The organism is Actinosynnema sp. CS-041913, from assembly GCF_050942485.1.
In the GTDB taxonomy this organism is placed as follows: Bacteria; Actinomycetota; Actinomycetes; order Mycobacteriales; family Pseudonocardiaceae; genus Actinosynnema.
On record NZ_CP192037.1, the window covers coordinates 549,244 to 569,134 of the forward strand.

18 protein-coding genes are annotated in these 19,891 nt (G+C 72.0%); 10 read left to right on the forward strand and 8 right to left on the reverse strand.

The genetic code is table 11. The annotated features are described in order from the left end of the window. Nucleotides 1–2 precede the first annotated feature (2 nt). Nucleotides 3–1,598: an MFS transporter gene (locus tag ACQPZF_RS02685; protein WP_433274412.1), complete on the reverse strand. Its 1,596-nt coding sequence runs from the start codon at nucleotides 1,596–1,598 to the stop codon at nucleotides 3–5. 25 nt (nucleotides 1,599–1,623) lie between these two features. Continuing rightward, nucleotides 1,624–2,526: a threonine ammonia-lyase gene (locus tag ACQPZF_RS02690; protein WP_433267856.1), complete on the reverse strand. Its 903-nt coding sequence runs from the start codon at nucleotides 2,524–2,526 to the stop codon at nucleotides 1,624–1,626. Nucleotides 2,527–2,595: 69 nt separating this feature from the next. Here ACQPZF_RS02690 and ACQPZF_RS02695 point away from each other — a divergent pair, with 69 nt between their 5' ends. Further along, complete coding sequence (locus ACQPZF_RS02695) at nucleotides 2,596–3,048, forward strand: Lrp/AsnC family transcriptional regulator (RefSeq protein WP_433267858.1); 453 nt, start codon at nucleotides 2,596–2,598, stop codon at nucleotides 3,046–3,048. On the opposite strand, the gene ACQPZF_RS02700 is transcribed toward ACQPZF_RS02695, so the two are convergent. Continuing rightward, nucleotides 3,035–3,781, reverse strand: a complete 747-nt coding sequence (locus tag ACQPZF_RS02700; protein WP_433274414.1) for a glutaminyl-peptide cyclotransferase — start codon at nucleotides 3,779–3,781, stop codon at nucleotides 3,035–3,037. The genes ACQPZF_RS02695 and ACQPZF_RS02700 overlap by 14 nt on opposite strands. A 72-nt stretch (nucleotides 3,782–3,853) precedes the next feature. Here ACQPZF_RS02700 and ACQPZF_RS02705 point away from each other — a divergent pair, with 72 nt between their 5' ends. Together ACQPZF_RS02705 and ACQPZF_RS02710 are read left to right on the forward strand one after the other, a co-directional pair. Continuing rightward, a complete protein-coding gene (locus ACQPZF_RS02705) occupies nucleotides 3,854–4,672 on the forward strand; it encodes a DUF3027 domain-containing protein (RefSeq protein WP_433267860.1) in 819 nt (272 codons plus the stop codon). After that, nucleotides 4,669–7,497, forward strand: a complete 2,829-nt coding sequence (locus ACQPZF_RS02710; protein WP_433267862.1) for a sacsin N-terminal ATP-binding-like domain-containing protein — start codon at nucleotides 4,669–4,671, stop codon at nucleotides 7,495–7,497. The genes ACQPZF_RS02705 and ACQPZF_RS02710 overlap by 4 nt, the downstream gene beginning before the upstream one ends. A 54-nt stretch (nucleotides 7,498–7,551) precedes the next feature. Here the strand turns inward: ACQPZF_RS02710 and ACQPZF_RS02715 are convergent, their stop codons facing one another. The 3 genes from ACQPZF_RS02715 to ACQPZF_RS02725 are packed head-to-tail and all read right to left on the reverse strand — an operon-like array spanning nucleotide 7,552 to nucleotide 10,025. Next, nucleotides 7,552–9,411: an asparagine synthase-related protein gene (locus ACQPZF_RS02715; RefSeq protein WP_433267864.1), complete on the reverse strand. Its 1,860-nt coding sequence runs from the start codon at nucleotides 9,409–9,411 to the stop codon at nucleotides 7,552–7,554. 33 nt (nucleotides 9,412–9,444) lie between these two features. Beyond that, nucleotides 9,445–9,711: a lasso RiPP family leader peptide-containing protein gene (locus tag ACQPZF_RS02720; protein WP_433267866.1), complete on the reverse strand. Its 267-nt coding sequence runs from the start codon at nucleotides 9,709–9,711 to the stop codon at nucleotides 9,445–9,447. 50 nt (nucleotides 9,712–9,761) lie between these two features. After that, entirely contained in the window at nucleotides 9,762–10,025 is a 264-nt protein-coding gene (locus ACQPZF_RS02725) for a DUF2530 domain-containing protein (protein WP_433267868.1), read from the reverse strand. 78 nt (nucleotides 10,026–10,103) lie between these two features. Here ACQPZF_RS02725 and ACQPZF_RS02730 point away from each other — a divergent pair, with 78 nt between their 5' ends. Genes ACQPZF_RS02730 through ACQPZF_RS02745 form a run of 4 tightly spaced genes read left to right on the forward strand, consistent with a single transcriptional unit; the run spans nucleotide 10,104 to nucleotide 14,172 of the window. Then, nucleotides 10,104–11,555, forward strand: coding sequence for an NCS2 family permease (locus tag ACQPZF_RS02730; protein ID WP_433267870.1), 1,452 nt, complete (start codon nucleotides 10,104–10,106; stop codon nucleotides 11,553–11,555). 17 nt (nucleotides 11,556–11,572) lie between these two features. After that, nucleotides 11,573–12,037: a MarR family winged helix-turn-helix transcriptional regulator gene (locus tag ACQPZF_RS02735; protein WP_433267872.1), complete on the forward strand. Its 465-nt coding sequence runs from the start codon at nucleotides 11,573–11,575 to the stop codon at nucleotides 12,035–12,037. A gap of 3 nt (nucleotides 12,038–12,040) precedes the next feature. Then, on the forward strand, nucleotides 12,041–13,363 hold the full coding sequence (locus ACQPZF_RS02740; RefSeq protein WP_433267874.1) for an MFS transporter: 1,323 nt from the start codon (nucleotides 12,041–12,043) through the stop codon (nucleotides 13,361–13,363). Nucleotides 13,364–13,407: 44 nt separating this feature from the next. Next, a complete protein-coding gene (locus ACQPZF_RS02745) occupies nucleotides 13,408–14,172 on the forward strand; it encodes an ABC transporter permease (protein WP_433267875.1) in 765 nt (254 codons plus the stop codon). A 153-nt stretch (nucleotides 14,173–14,325) separates the two neighbouring features. On the opposite strand, the gene ACQPZF_RS02750 is transcribed toward ACQPZF_RS02745, so the two are convergent. Further along, nucleotides 14,326–14,955, reverse strand: coding sequence for a superoxide dismutase (locus ACQPZF_RS02750; protein WP_433267877.1), 630 nt, complete (start codon nucleotides 14,953–14,955; stop codon nucleotides 14,326–14,328). Nucleotides 14,956–15,059: 104 nt separating this feature from the next. Between ACQPZF_RS02750 and ACQPZF_RS02755 the strand changes: the two genes are divergently transcribed. Both ACQPZF_RS02755 and ACQPZF_RS02760 read left to right on the forward strand, forming a co-directional pair. After that, nucleotides 15,060–16,670, forward strand: a complete 1,611-nt coding sequence (locus ACQPZF_RS02755) for an ABC-F family ATP-binding cassette domain-containing protein (RefSeq protein WP_433267879.1) — start codon at nucleotides 15,060–15,062, stop codon at nucleotides 16,668–16,670. A gap of 4 nt (nucleotides 16,671–16,674) precedes the next feature. After that, nucleotides 16,675–17,085, forward strand: coding sequence for a hypothetical protein (locus ACQPZF_RS02760; RefSeq protein ID WP_433267881.1), 411 nt, complete (start codon nucleotides 16,675–16,677; stop codon nucleotides 17,083–17,085). A gap of 308 nt (nucleotides 17,086–17,393) precedes the next feature. Here ACQPZF_RS02760 and ACQPZF_RS02765 read toward each other — a convergent pair whose 3' ends face one another. Further along, nucleotides 17,394–18,896 (reverse strand): glutamate-cysteine ligase family protein, encoded by a 1,503-nt coding sequence (locus tag ACQPZF_RS02765; RefSeq protein ID WP_433267883.1) that lies wholly within the window; start codon nucleotides 18,894–18,896, stop codon nucleotides 17,394–17,396. A 205-nt stretch (nucleotides 18,897–19,101) separates the two neighbouring features. On the opposite strand from ACQPZF_RS02765, the gene ACQPZF_RS02770 reads away from it, so the two are divergent. After that, the gene (locus ACQPZF_RS02770; protein ID WP_433267885.1) at nucleotides 19,102–19,878 is read left to right on the forward strand and encodes a TrmH family RNA methyltransferase; all 777 of its coding nucleotides are present in this window, start codon (nucleotides 19,102–19,104) and stop codon (nucleotides 19,876–19,878) included. The last annotated feature ends 13 nt before the right edge of the window (nucleotides 19,879–19,891 follow it).

Below are 19,891 nucleotides of genomic sequence, written 5' to 3' on the forward strand. Positions count from 1 at the left end.
GCCTACGGCGTCACCGGGGTCGGGCGGATCGGGCGGTCGCCACCCAGGCCCGGGATGAGGGTGCTGCCCTGCCGGGACAGGATCGTCTGCGCCAGGCCGCAGGCCAGCAGGCCGGACAGGACCGTGAAGCCGATCCAGTACTCGGTCGGCAGCAGCACGCCCACGGCCCCGCCGAAGACCCAGCCGAGCTGGAGGATCGTCTCCGAGCGGCCGAACGCGGACGCCCGGGACTGCTCCGGGAGGTCGTCCTGGATCACGGCGTCCAGGCTGACCTTCGCCAGCGAGCTGGCGGTCGCGCCGACCAGGCCCACGGCCGCGGCCGTGATCAGGCCGGGCAGGATCGCGGCGAGGACGGTCGTGACGAACGCCGCGACCAGGCAGCCGATCACCACCTGGTCGGGTGCGCCGAAGTGCAGCCTCGCGCCCACCGCGTTGCCGAGGAAGCTGCCGATGCCCGCCGCGCCTGCGATGACGCCCAGCAGCAGGAGCTGCATGAAGGCGTCGCCTTCGGTCTGCGCGCGGACCACGAAGGCCGCGAACAGCATCAGGAAGCCGGTGAGCATCCGGATCGCGCCGTTGCCCCACAGCGCCACCACGACGGTGCGGCCGAGAGGTTGGCGGGTGAGCTGCGGCTGGGCGCGCAGGGAGGTCGGGACCTCGCCTTCGGTCACCTCCACCCAGGACGGGATGCGGAGGCAGAACCAGGCGTTGACCAGGCACAGGACCGCCGTGAACCACAGCGCGCCCGGTGAGCCGAAGATGTTCGCGAAGCCCGCCGCCACCAGCCCGAACACCCCGCCCGCCGCCAGGCCGAAGATGGTCATCCGGGCGTTGGTCTTCGACAGGGTGATGTCCCGCGGCAGGACGCGGGGCGTGATGGCGGCCTTGAGCACGGTGAACGACTTCGACAGCACCATGCTGCCCAGCGCCGCCGGGTAGAGGCCCCAGTTGTCGAAGTTCATCGCCATGACGACGGACAGCACGACGCGCAGCACGCAGGCCGCGGCCAGGGCGAACCTGCGGCCGTGCTGGATGCGGTCCAGGGCCGGGCCGATCACCGGGGCCACCAGGGCGAACGGGGCCACCGTGATCAGCAGGTAGAGCGCGACCTTGCCCTTGCTCTCGCCGGTCGCGGCGGAGAAGAACAACGTGTTGGCCAGCGCGACGGCCATCGCGGCGTCGGCGGCGTAGTTCATCATCACCGAGTACGTCAGCGACGACAGGCCGGACTGCTTGGCCCCGTCCGCGTGGGCCGCCTTGCGGAACGCCGCCACCGCCTGGGCGCTGAGCTGCCGCGTCCGCCACAACGCCACCCTGGTGACGGTGAGCTTCCGCGGCATGGTCGGGGCGGTGGGGCGGTCCCCGGACGGCGGTCCCTGAGGCGGCGGTCCCTGAGGCGGCGGTCCCTGGGAGGGGGTGCCCTGCTGCGGGGCGCCGTGCTGCGGCGGGGGTTGGGGCGGTCCCTGAGGTGGCCCCTGGGGCGGGCCTTGCGGCGGGCCCTGTGTCGGGTAGGGCCGGGTGCGCGGCTTGTACTCGTCGTCTTCCCACGGGTACCGCCGCGACGGGTCTTCCGGCCGTTGACGCGTCACAGGGTCAATCCTGCCTCACCGGCACCCCGCTGTCTCAGACATTGCTCCCGGTGAGCACGGTGGCGACGGTCTCGCCCGGGATGTCGTGGACGGCGAGGGCGGCCAGACCCGCCGCGCCGGCCGGCTCCAGGACCAGGCCCAGGGTGCGCAGGGCGAGGTCGGACGCGGCCCTGATGGCGTCGTCGGCCACCAGCACGATGTCGTCCACGAGTGCCCGCAGGCGCGGGACCGCTTCCGGCACGGGCACGCGGACCGCGATGCCGTCCGCGATCGTGTCCACCGGCCCGGAGTAGGTTTCGCCCGCCCAGGCACGGGCCACCGCCGGCGCGCCGGCCGCGCAGACGCCGACGATCCGGGTGCGCGGCGAGTGCTCCCGGAGCCAGCGGGCCATGCCGGTGACGAGGGCTCCGTCGCCGACCGGGACGACCGCGGTGTCGATCTCCAGGCCCGCGTGCAGCAGCTCCACGGCGATGCTGCCCGCGCCCTCGGCGATCGCCGGATCGCGGCCGTCCTCCACGAACACCGCGGCGGTCCGGTCGGCGTGGTGGCGGGCGGCTTCCTTGGCCGCCGTGAAATCGCCGTCGACCTCGATGACGGCCGCGCCGAGCGAGCGCATCCGGCGGACCTTGTCCGGGACGGCGGCGTTCGACACGAAGACCTCGACCGGGAAGCCGCGGTTGCGGCCCGCGTAGGCGACGGCCTGGCCGAAGTTGCCCGCCGACGCGCACACCACGGTCTCGCCGACCGGCAGGGTGGTGGCCAGGAAGTCGGCGCCCCGGCCCTTGAAGCTGCGCAGCGGGTTCGCCGTCTCGACCTTGACCAGGACCCGCCTCCCCAGCTCGGCGCAGAGCTGCTCGTCCACGTACTGCGGGGTGTCGCGGAAGACCGGGTCGATGGTCTTGGCGGCGCGGGCGATGTTCTCCAGGGTGATGTACACGGCTCGACGGTAGAGCGGGCGCCGGTGGGCGCGATTGAAACTTTTCCCGCCGTGACGCAAGATTTTTGCGTGGACGACCTCGATCGCCGACTGCTCGACCAGCTCCAGCGCGATGCCGGGCGGACCCTGCACGAGCTGGGCGAGCTGGTCGGTCTGTCGCCGAGCGCGGTGCAGCGCCGGATCACCCGCTACCGGGAGTCCGGGGTGCTGACCGGGGAGGTCGCCGTGCTCGACGCGGCGAAGCTGGGCGGGATGCTGTTCATCGTGCTGGTCGCGCTCGAACGCGAGTCGAACGCGCACCACCGCCGGTTCGCCGAGCGGATGCGGAGCACGCCCGAGGTCCAGCAGTGCTACGAACTCGCCGGGCGGTGGGATTACCTGATCGTGTTGTCGACGTCCGACATGACCCGGTTCCGCGAGTTGGGCGACGAGCTGTTCCAGCAGGACGAGAACGTGCGGCGGTACGAGACGTTGCCGGTGTTCGACGCGGTGAAGACCGGGCTCGCGGTCACTTTGCGTTGAGCCGGACGCGGAAGATGGTCGGCCAGTTCTTGCCGGTGACCAGGAACTCGTCGGTGCCCGGCACGGCCGCGATGCCGTTGAGCACGTTGTCCTTCGGCACGTCCGCGGGCCGCAGCGAGCTGAGGTCGACGGTGGCCAGCACGTCCCCGGTGCCGGGGTCGATCTTCACCACCTCGTCGAGCTGCCACAGGTTCGCCCACACCTGGCCGCCGACGCACTCCAGCTCGTTGATCCGCACCAGCGGGATGCCGTTGCGCCGCACGGTGACGCGGCCGGTCTCGGCGAACGTCTCCGGGTCGCGGAACCGGAGTTCCTCGGTGCCGTCGCTCATCACCAGCCGGCCGCCGTCCCGGCACAGGCCCCAGCCCTCGCCGTCGTACGTGACGCGCTTCACCTCTTCCAGCGTCCCCCGGTCGCGCTGGATGGCGATGCCGTTCTGCCAGGTGATCTGCCAGATCCGGTCGCCGACCACGGTCACGCCCTCGCCGAACAGCGGCGACGGCAGCTCGACCTGCTGCCGGACCTCGCCGGTGGCGGGGTCGAGGCGGCGGAGGGTCGACTGGCCCGCCAGGCCCGTGCCCTCGTAGAGGACGCCGTCGACCAGTTCCAGCCCCTGCGTGAACGCCGAGGTGTCGTGCGGGATCGTGCCCAGCACTTCCACGCCCTTCACGGGCTGTTCCGGCCCGCTCGGCGGACTGGTGCACGCCGCCGACAGGACGAGGACCGAAGCCATCAGGAGCCACCGCACGTCCGAAAGGGTGGCACGTGTGCACGAGCCTGCGAAGACGTGCGGCACAATTCACCTGTGACCGCCACGCCGACCCAGCAGCCCGATCCAGTGCTCGCCGACCCGGTACTCGTCGAAGCCGGGGCGGTTTCGCTCGCGCGGGCCGCCGCGCAGGAGGAGGCCGGCGCCGAACCCGTCGGCGACCACGTGGGTGTGCTCGCCGAGGACGAGGCGTCGGTGACCCACCTGTTCGAGGCCGAGCACGCCGGCTACCGGGGCTGGAACTGGGCGGTGACCGTCGCGTTCGCGGGCGCGGGCACGCCGGTCTCGGTCTCCGAGGTGGTGCTGCTGCCGGGCCAGGACGCGCTCGTCGCGCCGGACTGGGTGCCGTGGAACGAACGGGTCCGCGCGGGCGACCTGGGCGTCGGCGACCTGCTGCCGCCCCGGGAGGACGACCCCCGCCTGGCCCCCGGCTACGTGGGCTCCGACGACCCCGCGGTCGAGGAGGTCGCGCTGGAGGTCGGGCTCGGCCGGGTGCGCGTGCTGTCCCGCGAGGGCGTGCTGGACGCCGCGGCCCGCTGGCAGGGCGGCGACTACGGTCCGCGCAGCGACATGGCCCGCAGCGCGCCCGCGAAGTGCGGCACCTGCGGTTTCTACGCGCGGGTGGCCGGTTCCCTGGGTGCCGCGTTCGGCGTGTGCGCGAACGAGTTGACGCCGGCCGACGGCCACGTGGTGCACGTCGAGTACGGCTGTGGCGCGCACTCCGAGGTGGAGGTCGAGAACAGCCCGGCGGTGCCGGTGGCCGACCTGGTCTACGACGACGCTGTGCTCGACGTCGAGGTGAACCCGGCGGGTTCCGTGACTGCGGCGGACCCGGCGTCCGAGTCCGGGCAGTGAGCCGCGACCCGTTCGGCACGGAGGCCCTGCGCGAGTCGGTCCTGGCGGCGTGGCGGGGGTCGCCCACCCGCTTCCGCGAGGACGCCAACGCCGAGGAGGACCTGCGGCTCGGCGGCTACCGCGACCGGCTGCTGGTCGAGCTTGCGCAGAACGCCTCCGACGCGGCCGGCGACACGCCCGGCGTGCTGCGGCTGTCCCTGGTGGACGGCGAGCTGCGCGCGGCGAACACCGGCTCGCCGCTCACCGCGTCCGGCGTGGCCGCGCTGGCGTCGTTGCGCGCGTCCGCCAAGTCGACCGACACCGTGGGCCAGTTCGGCGTCGGCTTCGCCGCCGTGCTGGCCGTGACCGACGCGCCCCGGGTGGTGTCGACGTCGGGCGGTGTGCTGTTCTCCGCGTCCCGGACGCGGCAGGCCGTGCCCGAGCTGGCGTCCGCGCGCGGCGGCGACGTGCCGGTGCTGAGGCTGGTGTGGCCGACCGACGAGGCGGACCTGCCCGCGGGCTTCGACACCGAGGTGCGGCTGCCGCTGAAGGTCGACGGCCCGTCGCTGCTGGCCGAGTTCGCCGAGCAGGTGCCGGACCTGCTGCTGGCCCTGCCCGGTCTGCGCCGGGTGGAGGTCGGCTCCGACACGTGGGAGCGCACCGAGGACGGCGGCGTGGTCGTGCTGACCGGTCCGGCCGGCTCGGCGCGGTGGCGGGTGCACCGGGTGGGCGGCGAACTGCCGTCGTCGCTGGTGCAGGGCGTCGAGTCGCGTGCGCACTGGACGGCCTGCTGGGCGTGGCCGATGGACGAGCCGCTGACCGGGGACGTGTTGCACGCCCCGACGCCGACCGACGAGAAGATGTCGCTGCCCGCCCGCCTGATCGCGACGCTGCCGGTCGAGCCCTCGCGGCGGCGGGTCCTGGTCGGCGCGGCGGCCTCCTACGTGCTCGACCGGGCCGCGCTCGCCTACCCCGACCTGGTGACGGCCCTGCCCGCGGTGGACCGCACGGCGCTGGTGCCGCTGCCCGGCTTCCCGCTGTCCGAAGTGGACGGTCTGCTGCGGGACGGCGTGCTCGCCGCGCTGCGCAAGGCCTCCTGGCTCCCGCTGGCCAGCGGCGACTGGGCGGCTCCCGCGTCCGCGAAGGTGCTGGACGCCCCGTCGGAGGACCTGGTCGAGCTGCTGGAGGACGTGGTGCCCGGCCTGCTCGACGCCGAGCTGACCCTGCCCGAGCACGCGAAGGCGCTGGCCGCGCTGGAAGTCCCCCGGATGTCGGTCTCCGAGGTGGTCGCGGCGCTGGCCGGCGTCGGCGGCGACCCGGAGTGGTGGCGCCAGGTCTACCAGGCGCTGACCCCGCTGGCGGATGTCGACTCCGCCGCGCGCGAGGAGATGGGCAGCCTGCCCGTGCCGCTCGCGGACGGGCGTCTGGTGAGTTCGCCGCGCGGTGTGCTGCTGCTGTCCTCGGACTTCTCGGTGGAGCTGTCCGGGATGCGCGTCGTGCACCCGGCAGCCGCCCACCCGTTGCTGCTGCGCCTGGGCGCGACCGAAGCCGGACCGGCCGAGCTGCTGGACTCGGACGCGGTGCGCGAGGCCGTGCACCGGAGCCTGGACGACCCGGCGATGGACGGCCCGGACCTGGTGCGGACCGTCCTGTCGCTGGTGGCACGCGCCGGCGGGCGGCCGTGGCTGGGCGAGCTGGCGCTGCCCGACGCGGCCGGCGAGTGGCGGCGGGCGGACGAGCTGGCGCTGCCCGACTCGGCCCTGCTGTCCGTGCTCGAAGCCGACGCGCCCATCGGCGTCCTGGACTCGGCGCTCGCCGCCGAGTGGCCGCGGTCCGTGCTGACCGACGTGGGCGTTCTCGACGGGTTCACCGTCGTGGAGGACGACGCGCCGACCGAGCCCGACCACGACCTGGCCGACGAGGGCTACTGGTGGGACGCCGCCGAGGAGCCGCCGTCGCACGTGCGGGGCATCCGCGACCTGGACCTGGTGGCCCGCGACAAGTGGCCGGACGCGCTGCGGCTGATGGCCGCCGACCCGGTGACCTGGCGCGCGGTGACCGAGCCGGACGGCTACACCGGCTGGTGGCTGGCCCGGTACGCGACCTTCGACGGCGTGCCGCTCGGCTCGTGGCGGCTGCCCGACGCGGCCGGCCTGGACGGCCTTTACGACGTGGTGCCCGACGTGGACCTGCCGCCGCACGTGCTGGCGGCGGCCGGCGTGCGGACGTCCCTGACCGTGCTGGACGAGGACGACGTCACCGATCTGCTGGGGCGGTTGGGAGACCCGGAGCGCAAGCTGTCCGACGCCCTGGTGCTGCGGGTGCACGCGGCGCTGGCGGAGGTCGCGGACGCGGTGAGCGTCGAGCCACCGGACCGGGTGCGCGTGCTGACCGGCGAGGCGGCGCCCGCCGACGACGTGGTGGTGCTGGACCTGCCGTGGCTGCTGGGCGTGCTGCCCGGCAACCAGGTGCTGGCCGCCGAGGGCGCGGCGGAGGTGCTGGCCGAACTGCTCGCGCTGCCGCTGGCGTCCGAGGAGGTCAGCGGGGAGGTCGTCGGGGAGGGCGACGAGGTCGTGTGGTCGGACCTGGGCGCGGTGCGGCTGGCGTGCGACCTGCTGGGCGTGGAGCTGCCGATCAGCCCGGTGATCGTGCACGACGAGCTGGTGGTGGCGTTCGAGGGCGAGCAGCACGAGGTGTCGTGGTGGGTCGCCGACGACGTGCCGCACGCGGCCGACAGTCCGGAAGGCCTGGCGCGGGCGTTGGCGTGGGCGACCGGGCGGTGGGCGGACCGGCACACGTTCGCGGCCTTGATCACGGACCCGACGCCGACCGTGCTGCTCGGCTGAACCCCGGCGCTCGCTCTTCGCCGAGCAGGTGCACGGCAAGGTGAAGGCGTCGTGTCACCGGGCGGCTCCGGCGGCGAGGGTGGTGGATCCGGCGGCGGTGGGGGTCAGGTCGCGCAGCCACCGTTCGCAGCCGATGGTCTGCTCGACCATGATCGGGGTGGCGTCGCTGGTCCAGATGCCGGTCAGCGCGGACCGGAGCCGGGTGGGGTCGACCAGCCCCAGGTCGGCCAGCCTGGCGTCCTGGCACAGGGTCAGCAGGTCCGCGCGGTAGAGGGGCAGGGCGGCGTGCTCGGGTGTGGTGCCGCCCTTGGTCGTGCGGGTCAGGCAGTGGTCCGGGACGATGCCGCGCATCGCCTCGACCAGCAGCGGCTTGTACCGCCAGGGGGTGGTGCGCTCGTGCGGGCGCCCGGTCAGGCAGGCCTCGACGACCCGGTCGTCCAGGAACGGCGCGGCCAGCGGCAACCCGGCCGCCGGCGCGGCCATGGCGGCGCGGCGCATCGTCCGGCCGGCGCAGCGCGCCAGTCGGACGGCGTCGTGCGTGACCCAGTCCGACATCGGCGCGGGCGTCCGGTCCGCGGCCTCGATCAGCAGTTCCCGCGCCAGCCGCACGGCGTCGGCACTCGCCCACGGGGCGAGCGTCACCGAGCCGGGGGAACGGTCGTCGGGGGCGGTGAGGGTGCGGGCCAGCCGCAGCAACTCGCTGCGCTCATCGCGCGGCGCGGTGAGCCGCCGCCACACCGTCGGCCACGACCAGCGGTGCAGGGCGCTCATCCCGCGCAGGTGGGACAGCCCGAGCCGGGGGCGGCGTCGCAGCAGCGCGGGCAGGTAGCTCACCGGGGCCGGCAGCACTTCGTCGCCGCCGTCACCGGTCAGGTGCAGTTGCGCTCCGCGTGCGGTGAGCAGGCGGGCGCGTTCCCGGTCCTCGGCCCGCAGGTGGATGTCCGGGTACGGCTCGTCGTTGGCCATCCCGGTGCACAGGATGTCCTGGTACGGAGCGGGAAGGTCGTCGTCGGTCACGACGAGCCGGTCCAGCTTGCCCAGACCGGCGGCGGCGATGCCGGCCCAGTAGCCGTCGTCGTCGGCGGGGTCGGTGCTCGCGACGGTGAACGCCGTCAACCGGTCCATCCCGGCGACGGCCACCGAGCAGATCGCGGTGGAGTCCACCCCACCGGACAGGTCGGCGCTGACCGTGCGCCCTGACCGGGTCCGCGCGCCGACCGCCGTGACCAGTGCCTGGCGCAGGAGGGGCGCCGCGTCGGTCAGCGACAGCGTCGGCGGCGGGGGCCGCCACCAGCCCACCGTCCGGGCCGGCGTCCGGGGGGTGAGCAGCAGGTAGTCCTCCTCGGGCACCGCGGCGACCCCGTGCCAGTACGACCCACCCGTCAGCGCCGGCGGCGGCTGCGGGTACATCAGGCAGGTGACGAGCTGCCGCTCGTCCAGGCCGGCGCCGGTCAGCCGGGCCAGCGTGTCCGCCCGGTCGGCGGCGACGTCCACCTCGCCCATCCGGGTGTGGAACACCCGGCGCACCCCCGAGACGCTGCCCTGGGCCCGCACCACCCCGTCCACGCTGGCCACGAGGTGGAAGCTGCCGGCCAGCGAGCCCGCCACCCGGTCCAGGCCGGCCGGTCCGGCAACCTGGTGGGTGAGCAGTGCGAGTTCTCCGATCGAGGCCGGGCAGTACCCCAGCACGGCCACCCTGGTCCGCCCGGCCGAGGCCAGCAGCAGGTCCCGCGAGTCCCACCGGCCCATCAGCCAGGGCCGCCCGGACGGGTGATCGACGCGTCGGGACACCGCCCAGCGCCCTGCCGCCGTGGCCATCGCGGTGGCCACGGCGGAAGCGGAGTCATCGTCCGGCAGGACGACGAACCACTCCTCGCCGTGGCCCCCGTCGGCGGCCGAAAGGCCCCTGTTCATACCTGTCGCCTCGCCGGCTCGCCGTTGTCGCCGTCAGCCCTCATTCTTCTGGCGACGCCGGCTGTCCCGATCCCTTCCCCGGGAGCCGAGGGTCAGCGAGGCGAAGCTGCCGACCATCACCAGCGCCGGCTTCACGTATGGAGACGGTTTCTTCTGCATGACGAACCTCTTCCTGATCGTGGGATCGGAAATGTCGCCGTGGCACGGCCGGTTCACCCACCCGCGTTCGCCGGACCCGGCGTGCGAATGGGGTGCCCGGCCGACGCGGGCTCTCACCGAACACGGCCATGTTCGCCACATCCAGTGACCGCGTGACAAGAAGTGACCGAGGCGAAGACCTTCCGTGCCGCCTAGTCGACCAGACCCTGCTGGGCCGTCCGCGAACCCCGGCGGGCCGCTGATCGTTGCCACCGGAAGACGCCATAGCCGATCAGGCCGAGCCCCGCACCGCTCAGGCAGGCCCACAAGAGAGTGGTGTGCGACCGGAAGAAGACCAACACGACCAGGAAGGCCAGCAGCCACAGCCCGGTGCCGACCACGATGGCAGGCACGGGGTCGGCCAGCCGGGCCGGCAGCGGCGGCGGGGCGGGCGGCGATTGGGTCTGTTCGGCCACGTCAGGCAGGCTACCTGCCGGAAACGCGGGCACGGCGCGTCGCGCCCCACCCGGCACACCGACCACAAGGGAGACGAGATGGCCACGAGGGCCGGCCTGGACGGCTTCTTCAAGATCACCGAACGCGGCTCCACCGTCGGCCGGGAAGTGCGCGGCGGGCTGGTCACGTTCGTGACGATGGCCTACATCGTGGTGCTCAACCCGCTGATCCTGGGCAGCTTCGCGGCGGACGACCCGGCGGCGAAGAAGGACCTGTTCGGCGCGATCCTGCCGGTGTCGCAGGTGGCCGCCGTCACAGCCCTGGTCGCCGGTGTGATGACCATCCTGTTCGGACTCGTCGCCAACTACCCGTTCGCGCTCGCCACCGGCCTGGGCATCAACACGTTCGTGGCGGTGAGCATCGTCCCGATGATGACGTGGCCGGAGGCGATGGGCCTGGTCCTGGTCAACGGCCTCGTGGTGCTGCTGCTCGTGGTCACCGGGGTGCGCACGGCGGTGTTCAACGCGGTGCCGCCGGAGCTGAAGGCGGCGATCGCGGTCGGCATCGGGCTGTTCATCACCTTCATCGGGCTGGTGGACGCCGGGTTCGTGCGGCGGATCCCGGACGCGGCGGGCACGACCGTCCCGGTCGGACTGGGCATCAACGGCGCGATCGCCTCGTGGCCGACGCTGGTGTTCGTGGTCGGGCTGGTGCTCACCGGCATCCTGGTGGCGCGCAAGGTGAAGGGCGCGATCCTGATCGGCGTGCTCGCGACGACCGCGCTGGCCGTCGTGATCGAGGCGATCGTCCAGGCCGGCCCGTCGAAGGGTATTCACCCGGAAGGCTGGAACCTCGGCTACCCGGCGCTGCCGGACCACGTGTTCGGGCTGCCGGACCTGTCCCTGCTGGGTGACGTGTCGTTCGGCGCGTGGACGCGGCTGCCCGCGCTGACCGCCGCGCTGGTGGTGTTCACGCTGGTGCTGACGGACTTCTTCGACAGCGTCGGCACGATGACCGGCCTGGGCAAGGAGGCGGGGCTGATCGGCCAGGACGGGCAGCTCCCGGGGGTGAGCAAGGCGTTGTTCGTGGACGGCATGGCGGCGGTCGCGGGCGGTGCGGCCTCCTCGTCGTCCAACACGGTCTACGTCGAGTCGGCGGCGGGCATCGCGGAGGGCGCGCGGACCGGCCTGGCGAACGTCGTCACGGGGCTGCTGTTCCTCGCGGCGATGTTCCTGACACCGCTGTACTCGATCGTGCCGGTGGAGGCCGCCGCGCCCGCGCTGGTGATCGTCGGCGCGCTGATGATCGCCCAGGTGAGGGAGATCGACTTCGCCGACTTCTCGGTGGCGCTGCCCGCGTTCCTGACGATCGTGGTGATGCCGTTCACGTACTCGGTCGCCAACGGCATCGGCGCGGGTTTCGTGAGCTACGTGCTGCTGCGGGCGCTGACCGGGCGGGCCCGCAGCGTGCACCCGCTGATGTGGGTGGTGGCCGGGGCGTTCGTCGTCTACTTCGCGGTGGAGCCCATCCGGGCCGCTCTCGGGAGCTGAATGGGCAAGTTCACACGATGGGTGCAGAGATCGTGAGGTATGCTAACTACGTGGCGGAGACCGACGCGGAACAGGGACTGGCGAGCCGGCTGCGGCTGGCCGTGGTCCGGCTGACCCGGCGGCTCCGCGCGCAGCGGGTGAACTCCGCGCTCTCGCTCACCCAGGTGTCCGCGCTGTCCACGCTGCACAAGTGCGGGCCGCTGACGCCGGGGGAGCTGGCCGCGAAGGAAGGCGTCCAGCCGCCGTCGATGACCAGGGTGATCGCGGCGCTGGAGGAGTACGGCTTCGCGACCCGCCGCCCGCACCCCACGGACGGCCGGCAGGCCATCGTGGAGCTGAGCGAGTCTGGCGCGACCTACATCAACGAAGAGGTGTCGGCGCGCGAGGCGTGGCTGGACAAGCGCCTGGCCGAGCTGACACCGGAGGAACGGGGCGTGCTGTCGCGCGCCGCCGAGATAATCGACAGGATGGCGGGGCAGTAACGAGTGCCGGCGTACGTGGGTGGGGCGGAGTCCGATCAGCTCGATCGTGGCAAGGCGCTACCCCCGCCGAAGAGGCGCATGTTCGGCTCGCTCCGGGTGCGCAACTACCGCCTCTACGTCTCCGGCCAGGTCGTGTCCCTGGTGGGCCTGTGGATGCAGCGCGTCGCGCAGGACTGGCTGGTCCTGGAACTCTCCGACGGCTCGCCGGTGGCGCTGGGCATCGCCGTCGCGCTCCAGTTCGCGCCGACCCTGTTCCTGTCCCTCTGGGCGGGCGTGCTGGCCGACCGGATGGACAAGCGCAAGCTGCTGCTCGTGCTGGAGACCGGCCTCGGCCTGTGCGCGCTGACGCTGGGGCTGCTGGACGTGACGGGCGTGGCCGAGCTGTGGCACGTGTACCTGCTGTGCCTGCTGCTGGGCGCGGTGTCGGCGGTGGAGACGCCCGTGCGGCAGTCGTTCGTGGTGGAGATGGTCGGGCGTGACCAGCTCACCAACGCCGTCGCGCTGAACTCGATGACGTTCAACCTGGCCCGCATGGTGGGCCCGGCGGTGGCGGGCGGTCTGATCATCGTCGTCGGCACCGGCTGGGTGTTCCTGATCAACGCGATCAGCTTCGTCGGCGTGATCACCGGCCTGCTGATGATGAACCCGCGGGAACTGCACCGGGGCGACCCCGTGCCGCGCGAGAAGGGCCAGCTCCGCGAGGGCCTGCGCTACGTGCGGCACCGGGCCGACCTGGTGATCCTGCTCTGCCTGGTGTTCTTCATCAGCACGTTCGGCCTGAACTTCGCCGTGACGCTGGCCGTGCTCGCCCGCAACGCCTTCGGCGGCGACGCCGACGCGTACGGCCTGCTGTCGACCCTGCTGGCGGTCGGCACGCTGGCCGGCGCGACCCTCGCCGCGAAGCGCAGCGCGAAGGGCAAGCCGCGCCTGCGCCTGCTGATCGTCGGCGCGCTCGCGTTCGGCGTCCTGGAGATCGCCGCCGGCCTCATGCCGTCGATCTGGCTGGTCGGGGCCACCCTGATCCCGTTGGGCGTCGCCATGATGACCTTCACGACCACCGCGAACGCCACCGTGCAGCTCGCCGTGGCGCCGGCCATGCGAGGCCGCGTGATGGGCCTCTACATGCTGGTCTTCCTGGGCGGCAACCCGCTCGGGGGCCCCGTGATGGGCTGGCTGGCCGAGCACTTCACGGCCCGCGCGCCGCTCGTGGCGGGCGGTGTGGTGTCCATCGTGGCGGCCCTGGTGGGCGGCCTCGTGCTGGCGAAACGGGGCGGCCTGACGCTCCCCTCGTACCGACTGGGCCTGCGCCGCCGCGCCCGCGTCTGAGACGCGGGTGGTCGGATCACCCCACCGGGTGTTCAGATGCTCTCGTGGTCATCGCAACGGATTGGGTGCGCCTGCTCGTCGTGTGCCTGCTGTTCACGGCGGCGGCAGGCGCGGTGCTGTGGTGGGGCGGCCTGGCGTCGCCGAAACCGGTGGTCAGGGCGGCACTGCGGGCGACCGCCCAACTGGCCGCCGTCTCGGCCGTCATCACGGTCGTGCTGGCGTCCCTGCCCCTGACCGCCGCGTTCCTGGTGCTCATGGCGGCGGTGGCCACCGGCACGTCCGCCGCCCGCACGAAGACCGGCCGCCGGGGCGCCTGGGTGGGTGTCGCGATCCTCGTCGGCACGGTCCCGGCGGTCGCCGCCCTGGTCTTCACCGGCCTGGTGCCCCTGGACGGCATCGCCCTGGTGCCGGTGGGCGGCATCCTCATCGGCGGCGCGATGACCGCGACGACGCTGTCCGTCCGCCGGGCCCTGGACACCCTCCAGGACCGCCACGGCGAGTACGAGGCGGCGTTGGCGCTCGGCTTCACCGAGCCGGTCGCGGTGCGCGAACTCGTCCGCCGCCCGGCGGCGGAGGCGATCCTGCCCGCCCTGGACCAGACGAGGACCGTCGGCCTGGTGACGCTGCCCGGCGCGTTCGTCGGGATGCTGCTCGGCGGGGCGCCGGTGTGGCAGGCGGGTGCGCTCCAGCTAGTGGTCCTGCTGGGCCTGCTGGCGGTGGAGACGGCCGCCATCGCCGCCGTCGTGGAGTTGGTGGCACGAGGACTGGTACGTAGGGCTTCCCCTGATAGGGAAGTTAGGCTAACCTAAGTCTCGTCGCTTCGTGGTGGGAGCGGCAGTCAGTTCGGGAACAGACGAGGCCCCGCCTCCCGGTCGTACCACCGGGACGCGGGGCCTCGTCGTGTCGGCGGGCGGAAGCTTGTCGGAGCATCCACCGCCGAGTCCGGGCGAGCCCTCAGGCCGTCACTGCGCGGGTAGCCGGAGACCGTTCTGTCCGGCCCGCGCCGCCTCGAAGCGGGCGTTCACGTCGTCCCAGTTCACGACGTTCCACAGCGCGGAGATGTAGTCGGCCTTCAGGTTGCGGTACTGGAGGTAGTACGCGTGCTCCCAGATGTCGAACACCAGCAGCGGCGTGGTGGCGATCGACAGGTTGGAGTGGTGGTCCTTCAACTGCTGGGTGATCAGCCGCTGACCGACCGGCTCCCAGGCGAGGATGCCCCAGCCGGAGCCCTGGATCGTGGACGCGGCGGCGCTGAGCTGCGCGCGCAGCTTGTCGAACGAGCCGAAGTGCTCGTCCACGGCCGCCGCCAGCTCGCCGACCGGCTTGTCGCCCCCGTTGGGCGAGAGGTTCTTCCACCACACCTGGTGCAGCGCGTGGCCGGCGAGGTGGAACGCCAGCGTGGTCTCCAGACCGACGATCGAGCCGAAGGAGTCCTTGTCCCGCGCCTCGGCGATCTGCTCGATCGCGTCGTTCGCGCCCTTGACGTAGGCGGCGTGGTGCTTGCTGTGGTGCAGCTCGTTGATCTCGCCGATGATCGCCGGTTCGAGGGCGCCGTAGTCGTAGTCGAGATCCGGCAGCACGTACTGGGCCATGACCATCCCCTCGTTGCAACTCTCTTGTACCTGCAATCTACTTGCAACTAGGCCGGTGGGAAACCGGGGTGCTGATCACAGAAGTTCCTGCGACGATCGGGAATGTGTCCGCACTGACAGCCCGAAACGTCACGCTGTCGTTCGGTCCGAGGACCGTTCTCCAGGAGGTGGATCTCGATGTCCACGCTGGTCAGCGCATAGGTCTGAGCGCGCCGAACGGGGTGGGCAAGTCGACGCTGCTCCGCGTGCTCGCGGGGGAGCTGAAGCCCGACGAAGGCGCCGTGACGGCCCGGGGAACGGTCGCCCACCTCACCCAGGAGCCGACCGTCGAGCCCGGCGAGCCGCTGCGCGCCCACCTGGCGAGACGCACCGGCGTCGCCCGAGCCGTCGAACGCTTCGAAGCCGCCACCCGAGCACTGGCGACCGGCGAACCGAACGCCGAAGACGCCTACGCCCGAGCCTTCGACGAGTGGACCGCCGCCGGCGCGGCCGACTTCGACGAACGGGCGGACGAGGTCTGCGAACGCCTGGGCCTGCCCGCCGACCTCCTGGACGAGAACCGCCCGCTCTCCGGCGGCCAGTCGGCGAGGCTGCGACTGGCCTCGGTCCTGCTGGTGCGCGCCGACGTGCTGCTGCTGGACGAGCCGACGAACGACCTGGACGCGGCGGGCCTGGACCTGCTGGAGTCGCACGTGCCGGCCAGCCCGGCGGGCATGGTCCTGGTCAGCCACGACCGGGAGTTCCTGGCCCGGACCACGACGGCGGTCGCGGAACTGGACGAGTTCACGCACGGCATCACGGTCTTCGGCGGCGGCTGGGACGCGTACGTGGCGGAACAGGCGGTGGCGAGGAAGAGGGCGCGCGAGGACTACGAGACGTACGCCGCCAAACGGGACAACCTCACCCAACGCGCCCGCCAGACCCGTGAATGGTCGCAGGCGGGCGTGCGCCGCAACGCGAAGTCCGACGAGAAGGACAAGAACATCAAGTTCTTCCGCAAACAAGGAGCGGAAAACCTGGCCGGCAAAGCGTCGGCGACCGAACGTGCCCTGGAACGCCTGGAAGACGTGGAAGAGCCCCGGGAGCCGTGGGAACTACGGCTGACCCTGCCGACCTCGGGACGCGGCAGCCAGGTGGCCTTCACGTTGCGCAACGCCGTGGTGAGCAGGGGCGACGTCACCCTGGGCCCGGTCGACCTGACCATCGGCGCGGGCGAGCGCTGGCGCATCACCGGCCCGAACGGCTCGGGCAAGTCGACCCTCCTGGCAGCCCTCCTGGGCCGCCTGCCGTTGGCGGGAGGCGACCGGAGCCAAGGCGCTTCGGTGGTGATCGGCGAGGTCGACCAGGTACGGGCGTCGTTCGCGACGGAAACCCCGGCCCTGGCGGTCGTGGCCGAGGCGACGGGCTTGCCGGACGTCGAGGTGCGCACCCTCCTGGCCAAGTTCCGAGTGGGCGCGGACGCGGTGCTGCGCCCCGCGAACTCCCTGTCCCCGGGCGAACGAACCAGAGCGGGCCTGGCCGTGCTCCAGGCGAAGGGCACCACTTGCCTGGTGCTCGACGAACCGACGAACCACCTCGACGTGGCGGCCATCGAACAACTGGAACAAGCCCTGGAAACCTACGGGGGAACCCTGCTCCTGGTGACCCACGACCGGAGACTCGCCGACGCGGTGGGGGTTGACCACACGCTGGACGTGCGGACCCTGGCAAGATGACCGCATGGGCACCGAGGAGGACTGGCCGATCGAGCAGACGTGGTCACTGCGCAACACGCACTGGCACGCCTACGTAGAACACACGTCCCTCGACCACGCCTCTCCACGCCAGGAACGTCTGGAACGAACCCCGGAAGAGGTGCTGACCACCCCGGCGGAGGTGGCGGCGTGGCTGGAGGTCAACCTCCGCAGCGCGACAAAGCCGGAAGAGGCAGGCAAGAAACGCACCAAAGACGACCGCGACTTCTCCGACTCGAACCGAGTGCACGCGTCCCTGGCCTCAGCGGGCGAATCGATCTACACCGGCGTCAAGGGCATGCTGACCCTCGCGGTGGAAGCGGTAACCCCGGACGAATGCCGAAGCTCCCACGACGGAGCCGACGTAGCCCCACTAAAAGCCGGCCGCCGCCGCTAGAAAGAAGCCGTGGCGCGCTCCGCGCTCTTCGCCGCACAGGCGCGCGCAGCGCGCACACCCGTCGGTGGGCTGCGTGTCATCCCCGTATGGCCTGCCCGCAGGGAACCGCGCTTTTCCTGGGGATGCAAGCACGCTTTTCGCTTGCATCCCCAGGAAAAGGGTGGTGGTCTTTGACCAGGTCATACGGGGATGACACGACGCCCGAGTCCTGCTTTTGTGATCATCCTTGGCGGCCTGCCCAGCGGCGAGCGATGCTTTTAAGCTGTTCGACCCGACCCGACCCGAGCCGACCCGAGCCGAGACCGAAGTCACACCCCAACCGGCCAAGTATGAACAGCCTCCCCACAGTTCATCAGCTCCACATACCGCCCCAACATGGCCCCCAACGCAGCCTCCCGCCCCACCCCCCGCTCCTCCAACAAAGCCACCGTCTCCCGCTGCCACTGCGACCCGGTCCGCCGCGACAAGCACCGAGCCTCGATCACCCCGAGATACCGCTCCCGAGCCGAATCGGAAACCCCACAAGCCCGCAACCCGTCATGGGCCAACGGCAGCAACCGCCGCAACACCAACTCATCCGGCGGCACCCACCCGATTCCGGGCCAGTACAACTGCGCACCCATCCCGTGCCGAGACCCGGCGTACAGGTTCTCCTCAGCGGCGTGGAACGACATCTGAGTCCACAACGGACGCTCCAGCGTGGTCAAAGCCCGTTGCGCGCCATAGAAGAACGCCGCATTGGCCATGGTGTCCAACACCGTGGGCCCGGCCGGCAGCACCCGGTTCTCCACCCGCAGATGGGGAACCCCGTCCACCACGTCGTAAACGGGCCGGTTCCACCGCCACACGGTCCCGTTGTGCAACCGCAGCTCGGTCAACGAAGGCGTCCCGCCGGCGCTCAGCACGTCCAGCGGGTCCTCGTCGCCGGCCTCCGGGAGCAGTGCCGGGAAGTACCGGACGTTCTCCTCGAAGAGGTCGAAGATCGACGTGATCCACCGTTCCCCGAACCACACCCGGGGCCGGACGCCCTGGTTCTTCAGCTCCACCGTCCGGGTATCGGTGGCCTGCAGGAACAACGGGATGCGCGTCTCGTGCCACAACGCCCGCCCCAGCAGGAACGGGGAGTTGGCCGCGATCGCGACCTGCACGCCGGCCAACGCCTGCGCCGCGTTCCAGTGCGCAGCGAAGTCATCAGGGGCGACTTGCAAATGTAGCTGCACGGACGTGCAGGCCGCCTCCGGCACGATGGATTCCGCGTAGCTCAACAACTTCTCCGGTGAGGCGCCGCCCGGCATGGGCGACCCCTCCATGGACAGCACGGTCTCCTCGCCGCGCGCGGCGAAGATCTGGTCGTTCAGCAGCGCATAGCGCGGGCTGTCGGACAGCCACTGCCGGTCGAAGTGCTCGTGCCGCAACGTCGGCAGCACCCCGATCATCACGATCGACGTGCCGGCGTCGTGCGCCTTGTCGTCCGCCGTCGAGAGCGTTTCGCACAGTTCCCGTTCCAGGTCAAGGGTCTCGTCACCGGCCAGCTCGCGCGGCGGGACGTTGACCTCCAGGTTGTGCTGCCCCAGCTCCAGCGTGAAGGACGGGTCGCCGATCTTCTCCAGCACCTCGGCGTTGGCCATCGCGGGCCGGCAGTCGTCGTCCACGAGGTTCAGCTCGATCTCCAGCCCCATCTGCTGACGCGGGAAGGAGAAGCTGTCCTCGGCCAACATCGTTCCCAGCGCGTCCAAGCACCGCTGCACCCGCTCGCGGTAGCGCTGGCGGTCCTCCCTGGTGAACGTCCGACTGGACACATTGCTACCCATGCCGCCTCCCAATCGGTCGGGCTGTTCCGGCGGGCTCAGCGGAGGCCAACCGTGACACAGCAGGCACTTGCCCGCCAGCGCCCAAATCGGTGCTCTCTGTCACATACCGGTAACAATAAGCGAGAAGTTGCAGGTGGAGGCGTTGCGGTTCGGCCCTCTGGACTACGAGGGGTGTTCACCTGTCGGGAAGTGGGACACTGCCGGGGTGATCGAGATCGACGACCCGGCGGACCCGCGACTGGACGACTTCCGGGACCTGTCGACGGCCGACCGCCGCCCCGACCGACCCGGCGGCCGGGGCCTGGTGATCGCCGAGGGCGTGGTCGTCGTCGAACGGCTGCTCGACTCGCCGTACCCCGTCCGGGCGCTGCTCGGCGTGCGCCGCCGCATCGAGGCCCTGGGGAGCCTGCCCGCGCCCGCCTACGTGACGTCCCCCGAAGTCATGGCCGAAGTCGTCGGCTTCCACCTGAACCGGGGCGTGCTCGCCGCCGCCGACCGCGCGCCCCAGCCGACCGCCGAGGACCTCGCCCGGCGGTCGACCAGGCTCGCCGTCCTCGAAGGAGTGGGCGACCACGAGAACCTGGGTTCGTTGTTCCGCAACGCCGCCGCGCTCGGCGTCGACGGCATCCTGCTCGGCCCCGGTTGCAGCGACCCGCTGTACCGCCGGAGCGTGCGCGTCTCGATGGGCCACGTCCTCCGCGTGCCGTTCGCACCGCTCCCGGATCTCGACACCGGCCTGGACATGCTGCGCCACAACGGTTTCACCGTCGCCGCCCTGACCCCGAGGCCCACCGCCGTCAGCCTGGCGGACGCGCACCTCGGCGGCCGGCGGGTGGCCGTGCTGCTCGGCTCGGAAGGTCCGGGCCTGACCGAGGAGGCCATCGAGGCCGCCGACCTGGCCGTCCGCATCCCGATGACCACGGGCGTCGACTCGCTGAACGTCGCCACCGCTGCGGCCATCGCCTTCTACGCGATCGCCTGACCGACTACGGTCG